Source organism: Campylobacter novaezeelandiae (assembly GCF_018968685.1).
Taxonomy (GTDB): Bacteria; Campylobacterota; Campylobacteria; order Campylobacterales; family Campylobacteraceae; genus Campylobacter_D; species Campylobacter_D novaezeelandiae.
The window spans coordinates 909,031-924,822 of record NZ_CP076657.1 but is presented as its reverse complement, the minus strand read 5'-3'; the positions used below and the strand labels follow the sequence as shown (position 1 = coordinate 924,822).

13 protein-coding genes are annotated in these 15,792 nt (G+C 29.7%); 6 read left to right on the top strand and 7 right to left on the bottom strand.

Features of this window, described 5'->3' with window-relative positions:
* Nucleotides 1–33: 33 nt before the first annotated feature.
* From folD to dnaK, 5 genes are all read left to right on the top strand, one after another.
* The gene (gene folD, locus CNZW441b_RS04750; protein WP_131186605.1) at nt 34–876 is read left to right on the top strand and encodes a bifunctional methylenetetrahydrofolate dehydrogenase/methenyltetrahydrofolate cyclohydrolase FolD; all 843 of its coding nucleotides are present in this window, start codon (nt 34–36) and stop codon (nt 874–876) included.
* Between the two features lie 15 nt (nt 877–891).
* Nucleotides 892–1,743 (top strand): signal peptidase I, encoded by an 852-nt coding sequence (gene lepB / locus CNZW441b_RS04745; protein ID WP_131186604.1) that lies wholly within the window; start codon nt 892–894, stop codon nt 1,741–1,743.
* Between the two features lie 149 nt (nt 1,744–1,892).
* On the top strand, nt 1,893–2,678 hold the full coding sequence (locus tag CNZW441b_RS04740) for an HrcA family transcriptional regulator (protein ID WP_243830419.1): 786 nt from the start codon (nt 1,893–1,895) through the stop codon (nt 2,676–2,678).
* On the top strand, nt 2,675–3,181 hold the full coding sequence (gene grpE / locus CNZW441b_RS04735) for a nucleotide exchange factor GrpE (RefSeq protein WP_131162848.1): 507 nt from the start codon (nt 2,675–2,677) through the stop codon (nt 3,179–3,181). Before CNZW441b_RS04740 ends, grpE begins: the two co-directional genes overlap by 4 nt.
* Nucleotides 3,182–3,202: 21 nt before the next feature.
* The gene (gene dnaK, locus CNZW441b_RS04730; protein ID WP_131162847.1) at nt 3,203–5,074 is read left to right on the top strand and encodes a molecular chaperone DnaK; all 1,872 of its coding nucleotides are present in this window, start codon (nt 3,203–3,205) and stop codon (nt 5,072–5,074) included.
* Nucleotides 5,075–5,733: 659 nt separating this feature from the next.
* On the opposite strand, the gene CNZW441b_RS04725 is transcribed toward dnaK, so the two are convergent.
* On the bottom strand, nt 5,734–8,823 hold the full coding sequence (locus tag CNZW441b_RS04725) for an autotransporter outer membrane beta-barrel domain-containing protein (RefSeq protein WP_216681264.1): 3,090 nt from the start codon (nt 8,821–8,823) through the stop codon (nt 5,734–5,736).
* 355 nt (nt 8,824–9,178) lie between these two features.
* Here CNZW441b_RS04725 and CNZW441b_RS04720 point away from each other — a divergent pair, with 355 nt between their 5' ends.
* Nucleotides 9,179–9,520 (top strand): cupin domain-containing protein, encoded by a 342-nt coding sequence (locus tag CNZW441b_RS04720; protein WP_131163841.1) that lies wholly within the window; start codon nt 9,179–9,181, stop codon nt 9,518–9,520.
* Here CNZW441b_RS04720 and CNZW441b_RS04715 read toward each other — a convergent pair.
* The 6 genes from CNZW441b_RS04715 to coaD form a co-directional block, all read right to left on the bottom strand.
* The gene (locus tag CNZW441b_RS04715) at nt 9,517–10,302 is read right to left on the bottom strand and encodes an FkbM family methyltransferase (RefSeq protein ID WP_131165978.1); all 786 of its coding nucleotides are present in this window, start codon (nt 10,300–10,302) and stop codon (nt 9,517–9,519) included. The two genes, CNZW441b_RS04720 and CNZW441b_RS04715, sit on opposite strands and share 4 nt — an antisense overlap.
* A 7-nt stretch (nt 10,303–10,309) precedes the next feature.
* Nucleotides 10,310–11,479, bottom strand: a complete 1,170-nt coding sequence (locus tag CNZW441b_RS04710) for a pyridoxal phosphate-dependent aminotransferase (protein WP_131163842.1) — start codon at nt 11,477–11,479, stop codon at nt 10,310–10,312.
* Nucleotides 11,480–11,666: 187 nt separating this feature from the next.
* The gene (speA, locus tag CNZW441b_RS04705; RefSeq protein WP_131163843.1) at nt 11,667–13,511 is read right to left on the bottom strand and encodes a biosynthetic arginine decarboxylase; all 1,845 of its coding nucleotides are present in this window, start codon (nt 13,509–13,511) and stop codon (nt 11,667–11,669) included.
* Nucleotides 13,508–14,734, bottom strand: a complete 1,227-nt coding sequence (hisS, locus tag CNZW441b_RS04700) for a histidine--tRNA ligase (protein WP_131163844.1) — start codon at nt 14,732–14,734, stop codon at nt 13,508–13,510. Before hisS ends, speA begins: the two co-directional genes overlap by 4 nt.
* Entirely contained in the window at nt 14,731–15,312 is a 582-nt protein-coding gene (gene tmk / locus CNZW441b_RS04695; RefSeq protein ID WP_131163845.1) for a dTMP kinase, read from the bottom strand. Before tmk ends, hisS begins: the two co-directional genes overlap by 4 nt.
* Nucleotides 15,303–15,779: a pantetheine-phosphate adenylyltransferase gene (gene coaD, locus CNZW441b_RS04690; protein ID WP_131163846.1), complete on the bottom strand. Its 477-nt coding sequence runs from the start codon at nt 15,777–15,779 to the stop codon at nt 15,303–15,305. The genes tmk and coaD overlap by 10 nt, the downstream gene beginning before the upstream one ends.
* Nucleotides 15,780–15,792 lie beyond the last annotated feature (13 nt).

Sequence of the window (15,792 nt, the reverse complement as noted above, 5' to 3'; positions counted from 1 at the left end):
TTTAAAAAATGTATAAATTTAAAAAGGAATACAATGGTTTTACTTGATGGCAAGGCTTTAAGTTTAAAAATAAAAAATGAATTAAAACTTAAAGTATTAGAGCTTAAAGAAAAATCTATAGAACCTTGTTTAGCTGTTATTTTAGTCGGAGATGATGAAGCGAGTAAAATTTATGTGCAAAATAAAATTAAAGCTTGTGAATTTTGTGGCATTAAATCGCTTTCTTATCATCTGAAAAAAGATATAACACAAAATGAGCTTTTAGCTCTTATTAATACCTTAAATTATGATGATAGTATACATGGAATTTTAATCCAACTTCCTTTGCCAAGCCATATTAATAAGGATATTATTTTAGAAAATATTGCAAGTTCTAAAGATGTTGATGGTTTTCATCCTATAAATGTTGGATATTTAAATTTAGGTTTAGAAAGCGGTTTTTTACCTTGTACACCTTTAGGGGTGATCAAGCTTTTAAAGGCTTATGATATTAATTTAGCAGGACTTGATACTGTAGTGATTGGAGCGTCTAATATAGTAGGGCGTCCTATGGCAAGTATGCTTTTAAATGCTGGTGCTAGTGTAAGTATATGTCATATTAAGACAAAGGATTTAAATTTTTACACTAAAAAGGCTGATTTGATTGTAGTTGCTGCAGGTTGTGCTCATTTATTAAAGGCTGATATGGTAAAAGAGGGCGTTATTGTTATAGATGTTGGTATTAATTATATTGATAATAAAATTGTAGGTGATGTTGATTTTGAAAATGTTTCAAAAAAATCAAGCTACATTACGCCTGTACCAGGAGGTATAGGCCCTATGACTATAGCAATGCTTTTAGAAAATACAGTCAAATCAGCAAAAAATAGACTTTAATTTTAGGGAAATTATATGCAATTTTTAAAAAAACTTTATCGTTTTTCTCAGTCATGGACTGGAACAGTTGTTATTGTTCTTTTAGTAATATTCTTTTTTATTCAAGCTTTTGTTATCCCTTCTGGTTCTATGAAAAATACTTTATTAGTTGGGGATTTTTTATTTGTAAAAAAATTTAGTTATGGTATTCCAACTCCACATATTCCTTGGCTTGAAATTCCTATTTTGCCTGATTTTAATAAAAATGGACATTTAATTTCTGCTAAGGGGCCTAAAAGAGGGGATATAGTAGTTTTTAGAAATCCTAAAAATACCAAAGAACATTATGTAAAACGTTGTGTAGCTTTAGGTCTTGATCGTGTAGTTTATGCTAATAAAACTTTATATATAAGAATGCACGAAGGCGATGATTTTATGAAAGAGCATTATAAAGATGATATAGTTATTTTAGGTGGGGAAATTTATGTAAAAGAACCTTATAAGCAAAAAGGGATTCATTATGATATACATAAAAATATAGAAGGTGATATTTTAGAATATATGATGCGAAATGATTTTGCTATGTCTCCTATTTATTTTAAAGAATTAGGCACCAATGTAGGATTTAACGGAGGCAATGCTTATGTTTTTGATGTTCCAGAAAATGAATATTTTATGGTAGGCGACAATAGGGATAATTCTTATGATAGTCGCTTTTGGGGAAGTGTGCCTTATAGTTTAATTGTTGGAAGTCCTTGGTTTGTATATTTTTCTTGGGATGAGGAGAAAAATGTAAGATGGAACAGAATAGGGCGTTTTGTGAAAACTTTAGAAAGTGATGAGTATTTTGAACAAAATTCAAGTAAAAATTCATCACAATCATATTAAATTACTTAAATTTATATATGTATACTAATATAACTTTAGCGTTATAGACTAAATAAAATTAAGTATATTTTTTAAAATAATACTTGACAAAATATCACTAAAGTTATATAATTATCAAAAATTATAGATTTTTTAAGAGTTTAATAATGATAAAAGTTGAGGATAAAAGAGAATTAATTTTAAAATCTATCATTGAAACTTATTTGTCAGATAATACACCTATAGGTTCTAATGAGTTGAATTCTAGTCTTTGCATTCCAGCTTCTACTATACGTGTATATCTTAAAAAACTTAGCGATGAAGGGCTTATAACTCAAATTCATATTAGTAGCGGTCGAATTCCTACTATTTTGACCATGCAAAATTATTGGAGAAATGAGCTTGATATCGATAGTGAGCTTGATATTAAAAACGAAATATTTTTATATCACTTGCTTAAAGAATATAAGATTTATTGTTTGGTTTATGGCGGAAGAGATCTTGTTTTAAAAGAAATTTTCAATCTAAATGATAAATTTATTATTTTAGACTTTGAAGAAAATGAAATTGTTTTAAAGTATAACAGTCAAGGTTTTGATTTTTTAAAAACTTTAATAGGATTAAATCTTTTTGATTTAGAAAATATAGTTTTAAAAGTTAAATTTGTTGAACTTGCTCAAAAAATTTCAAATTTAAAGCAAAGTTTGGTTTATAGTAAAATTAATGAACAAAGGGCTTATCAAATTTATCAAAATGATGAATTTGCTAAGCTCTTAGATTGCACAGTTGATAGAAAATTTAACAAAAATTTACAATTTGAGCCTTTATTTAAAAAAGGTTTTATGGGATTTAAAATCAATGCGCAATTTTTGGGCAAGAGTGTAAATATTATCTTTGCTGGTAGTGTTTATACAGACTATAATAAAGTTTTAAAACAAATAAAGGAGGCTGCGTGAGTCAAGAGAATAACGAAGAAATTATAGAAGACAATCAAGAAATCAATCAAGAACAAGAAAATAAAGAAGTTATTTTACAAAAAGAGCTAGATGAGCTTAAAGATAAATACATAAGAGCTAATGCTGAATTTGAAAATATCAAAAAAAGAATGGAAAAAGAAAAGCTTTCAGCGATGCTTTATGCCAATGAAAGTTTTGCCAAAGATTTGCTTGATGTTTTAGATGCATTAGAAGCAGCCTTAAATGTTGAGGCAAATGATGAAATAAGCTTAAAAATTAAAGAGGGGGTTCAAAATACTCTAGATTTATTTATGAAAAAACTTGAAAAAAATGGCGTAAAATCCATAGATGAAATTAAAGAATTTGATCCAAATTTACACGAAGCAATGTTTCATGTAGAGAGTAAAGATCATGAAAGTGGAAGTATTATACAAACCTTACAAAAAGGTTATAAAATCAATGATCGTGTAATACGACCTGTAAAAGTTAGCGTAGCAAAATAAATTTATTAAAAAGGATAAAAAATGAGTAAAGTTATAGGTATAGATTTAGGAACAACCAATTCTTGTGTTTCTGTATATGAACGTGGCGAAAGTAAAGTAATACCAAATAAAGAAGGAAAAAATACAACCCCTTCTGTAGTTGCTTTTACAGATAAAGGTGAAATTTTAGTAGGCGATAGCGCTAAACGTCAAGCAGTAACTAACCCTGAAAAAACAATTTATTCTATTAAAAGAATAATGGGTTTAATGATCAATGAAGAAGCAGCTAAAGAAGCCAAAAACAGACTTCCTTATCATATCACTGAAAGAAATGGAGCTTGTGCTATAGAAATTGCAGGTAAAATTTATACTCCGCAAGAAATTTCAGCTAAAGTTTTGATGAAATTAAAAGAAGATGCAGAAGCTTTTTTAGGTGAAAAAGTTGTTGATGCAGTTATTACTGTGCCTGCATATTTTAATGATGCACAAAGAAAAGCTACAAAAGAAGCAGGAACGATAGCAGGGCTTAATGTTTTAAGAATTATCAATGAACCAACCGCTGCAGCTTTAGCTTATGGTCTTGATAAAAAAGATAGCGAAAAAATCGTTGTTTATGATCTAGGTGGAGGAACATTTGACGTTACTGTGCTTGAAACAGGTGATAATGTTGTAGAAGTTTTAGCAACTGGCGGTAATGCTTTCTTAGGTGGTGATGATTTTGATAATAAATTGATCGATTTTCTAGCAAGTGAATTTAAAAATGAAACAGGAATTGATCTTAAAAATGATGTAATGGCTTTACAACGTTTAAAAGAAGCTGCAGAAAATGCTAAAAAAGAGCTAAGCTCTGCTAATGAAACCAATATCAACTTGCCATTTATTACAGCTGATGCAAGCGGGCCAAAACATTTAACCAAAACAATCACTAGAGCAAAATTTGAAAGCATGATTGAAAGTTTAGTGGCTGAAACCATTTCTAAAATCAATGAAGTTGTAAGCGATGCAGGACTTAAAAAAGATGAAGTTAAAGAAATCGTTATGGTAGGAGGATCTACTCGTGTTCCTTTAGTTCAAGAAGAAGTTAAAAAAGCTTTTGGAAAAGATCTTAACAAATCAGTGAATCCAGATGAAGTTGTGGCAATTGGTGCTGCAATTCAAGGTGCGGTTATAAAAGGTGATGTTAAAGATGTGCTTTTACTTGATGTTACTCCGCTTTCTTTAGGTATTGAAACTTTAGGTGGAGTGATGACTAAGATTATCGAAAAAGGCACTACTATACCAACTAAAAAAGAGCAAGTTTTCTCAACTGCAGAAGACAATCAAAGTGCAGTTACTATCAATGTTTTACAAGGTGAGAGAGAATTTAGCCGTGATAATAAATCTTTAGGAAATTTCAATCTTGAAGGAATCCCACCTGCACCGCGTGGTATGCCACAAATTGAAGTTACTTTTGATATCGATGCTAATGGTATTTTAACTGTAAGTGCAAAAGATAAAGCAACAGGAAAAGCTCAAGAAATCAAAATCACAGGTTCAAGCGGTTTAAGTGAAGAAGAAATCGATAAAATGGTAAAAGATGCAGAACTTCACAAAGAAGAAGACAAAAAACGCAAAGAAGCTGTAGATGCTAGAAATTCAGCTGATAGCCTTGCTCATCAAGTAGAAAAATCTCTAAATGAGTTAGGAGAAAAAGTTGCAGAAGACGAAAAAGCAAAAATCCAAAAAGCATTAGATGACTTAAGAGAAACTCTTAAAAATGAAAGTGCAAGTAAAGAAGAAATCGAAAGCAAAATGAAAGCTTTAAGCGAAGTTTCTCATAAATTAGCTGAGAATATGTATAAAAAAGATGAGCCAAATGCAGCAAATGATAAAAAGAAAAAAGATGATGATGTAATCGACGCTGAAGTAGAATAAACTCTTTAAATTCTTCAATCAAGCCTTTTTAAAAGGCTTGAATTTTTCTTATAAAAACTTAAATATTTTTATATTTTTTTTGAGTGTATTAATTTTAAATAAATATTTTAGGCTTTAGTGATATCCATACAAAAAAATTTTCAATCCAAACATATTAAAAACAACTTAGTATTTGATTTTTTATTTATATCTATCTTATTATTTTATATACTTAGTTAAACACTTATCACAAATACATATATTTATATCTATTAAAAGCATAAAAGATAAAATTGTCAACTTAAAAGCATATAAACATATAGTTAAAGTATAAAGTTTTAATATACTTTTAAAGTATATTAGCGTGCAAAACCATAAAAACCATAAAAACCATAAAAACCATAAAAACCATAAAAAGTATAAAAAGTATAAAAAGTATAAAAAGTATAAAGTTATTAACTATATATAAAATATCCAATAAGTATTAAGTTATAAAGCATAAATATATAAGATATATAAAAACATCAACTTATAAACTATACAAAGACATAAAAGCAATAAAGTATAAAAATAAAGTATAAAAAATAAAAATAAAAAAATAAAAGTATAAATATAAAAACATAAAACCCAAACAACTAAAGTCATTTGGGTTTAGGAGATTAAACTAGTAACTTAAGTTTTTACCATACATAATTAAATTGTGCATATCCTGTATGAGTATTACCATCTCTATCAAACATACCATTATAATTTAAGCTAAAATAGAAAGCTTCATTAAGAGGAATGATAAAAGATCCTGTTGCATAGCTTTGAACTCTTGGTAAAGTAAATTCATCAGTTGCTTTAATACTACCAAATCTAGCTTTAGCTTTTACGCTAGGATTGATATTAAATTTAGCTCCAAGGGTTAAAGAAGTTTTTAAATGAGGTAACCAATCTCTAAACCAAGTAAGACTTGTTTTAGTAGAGAATAGATTTAAATAGTTTGCATAAACTCTTTCTCCACCTTTAACAGTAGCTTGACCTATAGTATCTTGCATAGAAAAAGCCTCTGTATAGCCTCCTTCATAGGCTAAGCCAATTTCAGGTGAGAATATATCTTTATCATAGATAAAATTCATACCTATATCAGAACTCATACCATAAGCATAAGAATTAGGTTCAGCTTTAGCTTCATTAGTTCCTACTCTTTTAGTTAAATCATTTTTAATTAAGGCTGTTTTACCTTGAGCTTTGATATAAACTTCTTGACCTTTACTTGTAGTAAATAAAGTATTAAAGTATTTTAAACCTGCATAATAGGTTCTATTGTTGATATTAAAATAAGTTGAACTCATTTTTGTATCTTCATAACCTGCATACACACCATATATTCCACTATCTTTTAAGGTAGAATAACCTATGATAGTTCCTTTAGTATGTCCTTTACTTTCTTCATTTAAAGAAAGTTCAACATTCTGTGAAGAAGCATAAGGAAGGATAAATAAGGAGTGTTCTTTATTAGATCCATAAGAAGCATTAGAAAAATCACTCTTTATATAATCACTTGCATCAGAGTATAAATTACCCTTTTCAGACATAGCCATTCTTTGAGCTCTACTTGAATTTCCTAAATAAAAGCTTTGCATAGAATTGCCCATAACATTATCTATAAAGGTTGATCTTCTTGTAGTAGTAGAGATTAAAGATCTAAAGGTTGCACCAGATATTGAAGCATTAAGGTTAAATCTTTGATAAATTTTTCCTGTTGTAGGATCATAGACTAAATCTATTTCTCCACTACCATTGATTGTTACATTGCTTACATTGCCATTATTGATTCCTGTAATTACATCACTTATATGATCAAGATTATCTAGATCAAGACCACTCTCATCTACAGTAATTTGATCAGCAGTGACGTTACCAGTATTACTTCCACCTACAACTATAGTATCTAATTTGCCTGAATCATCAGAACTTACAAGCCAATCTTCTATAACTATGCTACCAGTTGATTCATTGGTTAAGTTATGTCCTTGATCATTTTTATCTATAGTTCCTTGATTATTAACATAGATAGTTCCGCTACCACTATTAGTAACTCCACTTGTAATAGTAGCACTAGAATCATTTTTTAAGCTTAGATTATTATTTGATTTATTTACTATATTACCATAGATGATTCCATTATCTGTATTTAAAATACCACTACCATTTGTAGAAGTGATTAGACCATTGTTTTCAATGGTGATACCGTGGGTTTGAACATTTACATCTTTTTGCCCTATGGTTCCAGTATTAATAATACCCCCATTACCCCCTTGTATAGTTCCAGATACAGTGATGCTTGTTTTTAAATTTTTTCCTCCACCTATATAAATACCTGCATTACCACCTTCTAATCTACCTTTTACGTCTATGCCTTCGCCTACTATGTCTTTATCATTACCATCAATGTTGATGCCATTGTTACCTGCTTTGATGATACTGCCTGTATCTAGGGTGATTTTACCGATGTTGGTTGTGCCATCATCAAGATGACTAAAGCCATAAAAGCTTAAACCATTCAAGCTAGCATCTATAGTGCCTTTATTGATAAGGGTTTCTATGGAATTGCCTGTTTCTACTAAAATACCGTGAGAATTTGACTGAACAAGTCCTTCATTGGTAAAATTTTCTATTGTAGATTTACTCTTAGAAACAGCCGAAAGATTGATAGCTGCAGAAAGTTCATTACTGCTAGTTGATTGAATGGTACCTTTATTGGTAAAATTATTAATTGTGCTTGCATTTAAACTTACACCCATAATACCAGAAATAAGTCCATTGCTTTCATTGGTAAAATTATTTATCGTGCCATTTTGCAAAAATACACCTGTTGAAACTTCTGTAAAATTAGAAGGTTCTCTAGTTCCTACATTTTTTATAGTTCCTCTATTTACTAAAGTTTGGACTGTTCCATTATTTATATTTATGGCTCCAAAATCACTCTTTCCTTGAATAATTCCATTAGTTTCATTGGTAAAACTAGTTATAGTTGCTCCACCTCCTATACTTACGCCATATCTATTATCACTCTTAATAGTTCCGCTATTAATAAAATTTGCTATACTTGCTCCACTAGCTATATTAATACCATGACCATTATTAGAACTTATAGTTCCTTCATTTTTGAAAGTGCTAACATTAGCATTACCAATATAAATAGCCTCACCATTATTAGAATTTATAGTTCCACTATTGTTAAAATTAGTAATACTAGATTTATTATCATTTTTTCCCCAGATAACTACTCCAAATCTAGAAGAACTATTGCCTATGATACCACTATTTTCAAATGTTTGAATAGTAGCTCCACCACTATTATTTACTCCTACTTGAACACTAGAAGTATTATTTCCACCTATAAGAGTTCCTTTATTTAAAAAAGTAGTTGTTGAAGAATTTTGAGTAAAGCTTACTGCTTGATTATTAGCAGGAGTAGAAATTATAACTGAACCGCCACTTTCTACAACTAGAGTATTACCACTTCCACTTACAGTGTGAGTATTAGTTTGTGAATCCTTTATAGTAGTATTACTTTTAGCTTGAGGACTATAAACACTACTTGATTTACTTTTAAGATTATCATCATAAGTTTTTGAATTTGTTGTAGCATAAGAATAAGAACTTAAAAAAGAAATTGTAACTAAAGAAAGGGCTAATTTTTTTGAAGAAGAATGACTTTTTTTCAATTCCCCCCCCCCTAATGTTTCTTTTTTAAATAAACCAAGTTTTTTCTGACCCATTAATTAAACTCCTTGCGTTTATTTATTTTAAAAAAAGAAAATAAAAAATTAATAAAATATTAATTATAAACTTTTTAAAATAATAAAATATTTTTAATTAAAAATTTATTAATAACAATTTTTAATTGATTTTTTTTATATTGGTGTATTAAGATAAAAGATAGACTAAAAAAGAAAATAATAAGTGATAAATTTTTATTTTAAGGATAAATAAGCTAAAGCATTTTAAAAATAAAAATTTTTAAGATAATTTAATAGAGTTTAAAATAATACTTAGTTTTGATTATAAACATTAACATAAGTTTATATTTGATGTTTGATTTTTTGTTAGAATTAAAATAAAAAGGAAATTCTTATGCAAATTATGAAATGGAGTAGGGCAGAATTTAGCCCAAAGGAAGTTAAAATAAATGTTTTAATCGACAATGAAAGTGGCAAGGAAATTCAAATTTTGATGGCTAAAGATAGTATAATGAAAGAACATAAAGCCCCATTTGCCATACATGTGCAAGTTTTAAGTGGTAAAATCTGGTTTGAAGTGGAAAATAAAAAGTTAGAATTAAATGCTTTGGATATGATAAGCTTAGCACCAAATGTGCCTCATTCTTTAGCGGGGATAGAAGATTCTATCATAAGACTTAGTTTGAGTAAATTTGATAGCATTCAAAGGGTGAGTGCTGTACTTAAGAAGCCTTAAGCACGTGGGTTTATTTTTAAATGATTGATTATAGGGTCTGCTTTATAAATAGCTAAAATGTTGATTCCAAATTGAAAAATTTTATATCCTAAATTGTTTAGCATATGGATAATATCTTGGGGGTTTGACTTAATGATTTCAATCTGTAATACAGGCTTGAAATTTTTGATATGATTTAAACATCCAAGCAAGACTTCTTGCTCCATACCCTCTACGTCTATTTTGATAAAATCGATTTTTTTAAAATCGAAATTATCGAGTTTTAGGTAAGGGACTTTTTCTTTTTTTTGAGGAATTTGTCCTATGAATTCGTTATTTGATTTTAGTTCCAAACTTCCAAAGGAAGCTTTTTGAGTATAATCTGGAACTAAAATTTCAAGCTCTTTTTGATTTTTTTGAGGATTGCCTAGACAAGCGTGTATCGCTTTAGCGTTGAAGCAATTGTTGATTGCTATATTTCCTGCTAGAGCGTAAAAAAGTCTTTCTTGTGCTTCAAAGGCTAATACCCCCCCCCACTCATGCATTTGTATAGCCCATTTTATAGTATGAGCACCGATATTTGCACCGCAATCTATAGCAAAAACATCGCCTTTGTGATATTTTCTGCGTAGTTTTAAAAGCTCAAGACAAAAATCAATTTCTTCAGGATCAAAACTGCAGTAATTTAAAAACTGAAAACCAACTCCATAGCTACCTTTTGATGTATCGTGTCTATCTAGGTGATTTACAATCATAGTTGCGTTATTTGTAGCGGCCAATATAAAAGGTAAAGGTCTTTTCATACAACAATCATTTATAATTTAAGATAAAACGACTTATTCTTTCTAAGCCTTTTGTGATGAGTTCATTGCTAGTAGCGTATGAAAGTCTAAAATATCCATCCATGCCAAATCCTATACCAGGAACAACAGCAACTTTTTCTTGTTCTAGTAGTTTTTGGCAAAATTTCATAGAGTCTTTTTCAACTTTTTGTATGTTTATAAAAAGATAAAAAGCACCTTCTGGTTTATATACGCTGATATTTGGAATTTTATCTAGTATGCTTAGGGCTAAATTGCGACGTTTTTCAAAGATTTGACACATTGTTTTTATATCCTCATCACAAGCTCCATTTAAGGCAGGAATGGCTGCATACTGGGCAATGGAACAAATATTTGAAGTGCTTTGTCCTTGAAGTCTTTTTACAGCTGAAATTAAGTCTTTATTTTTACTAGCCATATAGCCAAAACGCCACCCTGGCATAGCTCCGCACTTGCTAAGTCCGTTTATGGTTACAGTGCGTTTTAGTGCGTCTTCGCTTATGCTTGCAAAGGCTGTGAAGTCAAAATCGTCATAACGAAGTTTTTCGTATATTTCATCACTTAATACCATGATATTTGTGCCTTCTAAAACTTTGGCAAGTTCGCTTAGCTCTTTTTTAGAATAAATTGATCCTACTGGGTTTGATGGGGAATTTAATATTAGCATTTTGGTTTTATTTGTGATGCTGTTTTTAAGTTGTTCTGCTGTGATTTTAAATCCATTTGATTCTAAACCTTCTATAAATACAGGCTTTCCTCCAGCGAATTTTACCATTTCAGGATAGCTTACCCAATAAGGAGTGGGAATGATAACTTCATCTTCTTCTTCTATAAGGCATTCTATGCACTCAAATAAAGAATGTTTTGCACCAACATTTGTGATAATCTCGCTTATCTCATAGTCAAGATTATTGTCTTTTTTGAGTTTGGCTTGTATGGCTTTTAAAATTTCATTTAAACCAGCAACGGCAGTGTATTTTCCGCAACCTTTTTCAATGGCAGCTATGGCAGCATCTTTAATGGCTTTTGGAGTGTCAAAATCAGGTTCACCAGTTGAAAGACTTATGATATCTTCGCCCTTGGCTTTAAGCTCATTTGCAAGTGTGGCAATGGCTAAAGTGATAGACTCTTCTAAAACTTTAGATCTTTTTGTTAGCATTTTTATCCTTTAATTTTTTTGTTTTATTCTATCAAAAAATATATTTGAGTATTAAAAAAGATATAAAAAATCCTGATTAAAATTAAAAATGTGGAAAATTGGTAATATTTTTTGAACTGATAAAATTTAATATTTTATCAGTTATGTTAAATAAAATTTTATTTAGTGGCATTTAGCCACTTGTTTTTTAGCTTTCTTTTCCGTCTATGCTTTTTAAATAACCATTGTCGTTTAAGAAGAGATATAATTCTCCTAAGATGTGTTTTTTTTGTTTTTCATCTACTAGTTTTGAGTTGGAGATTCTTTCATTTAATATATCCATAATAGCGTGTATATCATAGTCTAAATCTTCTAGTGTATCTAGTATAGATTGTGCTTCTATGATACTTTCTATTTCGTAGGACTTTTCATTTATGCTAATGGTTGCTTCGGTTGGATGGGTGAAAAGATTGTGCTTCATTCCTAAAACTTCTTGATAAGCACCCACTAAAAAAAATCCTAAGAAATAATTTTCTTTTTCTAAATCTACATCGTGCAAAAATAAGGGCTTATCTTTAGAATAAGCTATTTCTCCATCGCTATCGCAAGTTATATCCCAAATACTTGCACTTCTTGTAGGCTTTTTGTCTAATCTATCAAGAGGCATGATAGGGAAATTTTGATTTAAACCCCAAAAATCAGGCATACTTTGAAAAAGAGAAAAATTAATCAAATATCTTTCTTGCACTTCATCTTGTATGGCAAGTAAATCTGTAGTATTTTGTTTATCTCCTACTAATAATATAGCTTTTTTTGTGATTAGATGGGTTAGAATTTCAGCATTAGATCTATCTTGTAAATCCACATAACCTAAATCAAAAAGGGTTAAAATGCTTTCTAAATGATCTATGCTATCATGTAAATATTCTAGAGCATTGGAGGGCTTTATATTGGTATATAAATCATAAAGTTCATCAATAAGCTTTGGATTTGTTTTTTTAAGCAAAAGCTTACTTTCTGTGTATTCTTGCGAGAAAAGTTCTAATACAGGGGCAATTAAAACGGCGTGATTTGCGGCTACAAAACGACCGCTTTCTATAAAAATATCAGGTTCAACATCGCTTTTTTGCTCAGCAATATTTTTTAAAATAAAAACAACATCATTAGCATATTCTCTTAGGGTATAATTTCTACTTTTGCCATTGCTAAATTGAGAATACTCTACTGCTAATCCCCCGCCAAGATTGATGGCTTTTAGATTTTTTGCTCCCATTTTTCTAAGTTCGGTATAAATATTTCCTACTTCATTAAGAGCCTTTTTTAAAGGATGAATTTCTGTAATTTGTGAGCCTAAATGAAAATGGATCATAGTAAATTGATCTAAAAGTTTATTTTCTTTTAATAAATTAATGGCCTCTATAAGCTCAGTTGAAGTAAGACCAAATTTTGAATTAATCCCTCCGCTTTTTGCCCAAATTCCAACTCCTGCTGAATGAAGACGCACTCTTAGACCTATATTTGGTTTGGGTTTAAAGCGTTCTTTTGCTATGTCGATGATGGCTTTTAGTTCATTTAGCCCTTCTATAGTTAGGGTTATATTGTGTCCCATTTCAGCTGCTATAAAGCCTATATTAATAAGTTCTCTATCTTTAAAGCCATTAACTGTAATGGGTGCTTTTTCGTTATTGTAAGCCATGGCAAGTAAAAGCTCGGCTTTACTACCTGCTTCTAATCCATAATTATAGTTTTTTCCAAGGCGGACAAGATTTTTAACAAAACCTGGATATTGATTTACTTTTAAGGGATAAACGGCATTAAATTTTCCTTTATAAGAGAATTCTTTTCTGGCTTTATCAAAGCTTCCATAAATATTTTCAATTTGTTTTTGTATAAGGTGTGGAAAACGCAAAAGTAAAGGGCCTTTATAACCATCATCGCGCAGAGATTTAACTATATCAATAATGGCTGGTTTTTCTCCGTGATTGATACATATTTTACCGTTTTTAATGATAAAATTGTTATCTCCCCAAATGTCAATGCCATAATTTGTCATAATACATTCTCCAAATCTTTGATTAAAATTTGTTCTTCTTTTTTTGAATTTAAATTTTTATAAAATAAACTTTCGTTTTTTGCTTCATTTTCTCCCATGCAAAGAAAGATTAGATTTTTATTTTTATCGGCTAATTCTAAGTGTTTGGCAAGTTTTTTAGCTTCATAACTTAGAATCACTTTGTGTTTTTTTCTAAGTTGTGTTGCAAGTTTTAAAAGATTTGTTATATATTTTTCATCCATAGAACAAAGATAAATTCCTTCTCTTTGTAATTTTTCTTCTTTTTGTTCTAAGATAGCGATAATCCTTTCTATACCCATAGCAAAGCCAACGCCAAAACCACTTTTTCCATCAAGGTATTCAATAAGTTTATCATAGCGTCCACCACCTGCAATAGCAGCTTTTGCCCCAATCTCATCGCTAATAAACTCAAATGCCGTTTTAGAGTAATAATCAAGTCCTCTTACTAATTTAGGATCTATTTCAAAATTTACATTATTTTCTTTTAAAATCGTTTGTAAAATTTCAAAATCTTTTTGACAAGAAGAACATAAATTTTGGTTTAAAAGCGGTGCGTTTGTAAGTAATTTTTGACAACATTTATTTTTGCAATCTAAAACACGGATAGGATTTAGGCTTTTTCTACGCAAACAATCCTCACAAAAGCCCTCTTTAGAATCTAAAAATCGTATTAATTTTTCGCGGTATTTTGGCATACATTCTGAGCAACCTAAAGAGTTAATGAGTAATTTAAATTTAATATCTAAGCGTGAAAAAATTTCTACTAACATTAAAATAATGCTTGCATCTTCATAAACACTTGCATTTCCAAAGCTTTCAACTCCAAATTGATGAAATTCTCTTAAGCGTCCTTTTTGAGGTCTTTCGTAGCGAAACATAGAGCCATGATAAAACCAACGTTTTATAGTATTATTTTTATCCATTTTTTTTTCTATATAAGCACGCACTACCCCAGCAGTTCCTTCAGGACGCATACAAACATGGTTTTGGCCTTTATCGATAAATTCATACATTTCTTTGCCCACTATATCAGAGCTTTCTCCAACGCTTCTTTTAAAAAGGGTGCAAAGTTCTAAATGTGGTATATTGATAAAGCTAAATCCATAATTTTTTACAACTTCTTCACAAGTTTTAATCACTTTTTCATAATAATACGCATCTTTATCTAATAAATCTTTCATTCCCTTTAAAGCATTTATCATTGTAAAAATTCCTTTATTTGTTGATGTAAATTTTCTTTTGAATTCTCAGCATTTAATTTTAAAAGTTTAAAATCAATTTTTTCTTTTAAAAAATTTAGAGTTTCTTCAAGCTCATTTTGAACGGTTAAAAAGTAATCAATACCGCGTTTTTCTATGCTATCTAATTTCTTTTTGCTTAAGCGTTCTTTTATGAGTTCTTTGTGAGCTTTTAAAAAAATTATTTTTTGTGGAAAGAAATGGCTTAAAGCAAAAGCATTAAATTCAAAAAGTAAATTTTTATCAAAAGCTTTATTGGCATAAGCTATACCTGATATAAAACTACGATCAGAGATAATTAATTTATCTTGATTTTTTTTTAAAATTTCATCGTAATGTTGAGCACGATCTGCTAAGAAAAGTAAAAGCTCAGCTTTTTTGTCAATTTTATAGGATTTATTGAGTAAAAGCTCTCTTAAGTGTTTGCCAAGTTCTGTTCCACCTGGTTCGGCGGTAAAAATAGCTTGTTTAAAACAATCTTTTAAAAGCTCAATTTGAGTGCTTTTTCCTACACAATCAATACCTTCAAATACTACATACAAGTTTCATCCTTTAAAAAGGGTAAAATTTCTTTAGGCACTAGAGTACTTACATCGCCATTGTGTGAAATAATTGATCTAACTATAGAGCTTGAAATGAAAGCATTTTTTAAATTTGGCATCAAATAAACGGTTTCTAGATCTTTGCATAAAGAATTATTGGCATAACCCATTTGAAGCTCGTATTCAAAATCACTCACAGCTCTTAGACCTCTAATTATAATATTTACATCAAGTTTTTTAGCTAAATCTACAAGCAAAGTTTCAAAGCTAACGATTTTTACATTTTTTAAATCTTTTGTGGCTATATAGGCTAAATTTTCTCTTTGTTCTAGTGTAAAATGAGGTTTTTTGTGTTCGCTTTTTGCAATAGCAACTATAACTTTATCAAAAATTTTAAGCGCTCTTTTAATCACATCTAAATGCCCATTGGTAATAGGATCAAAGGTTCCTGGATATAAACAAGTCATTTTATTTTATCCT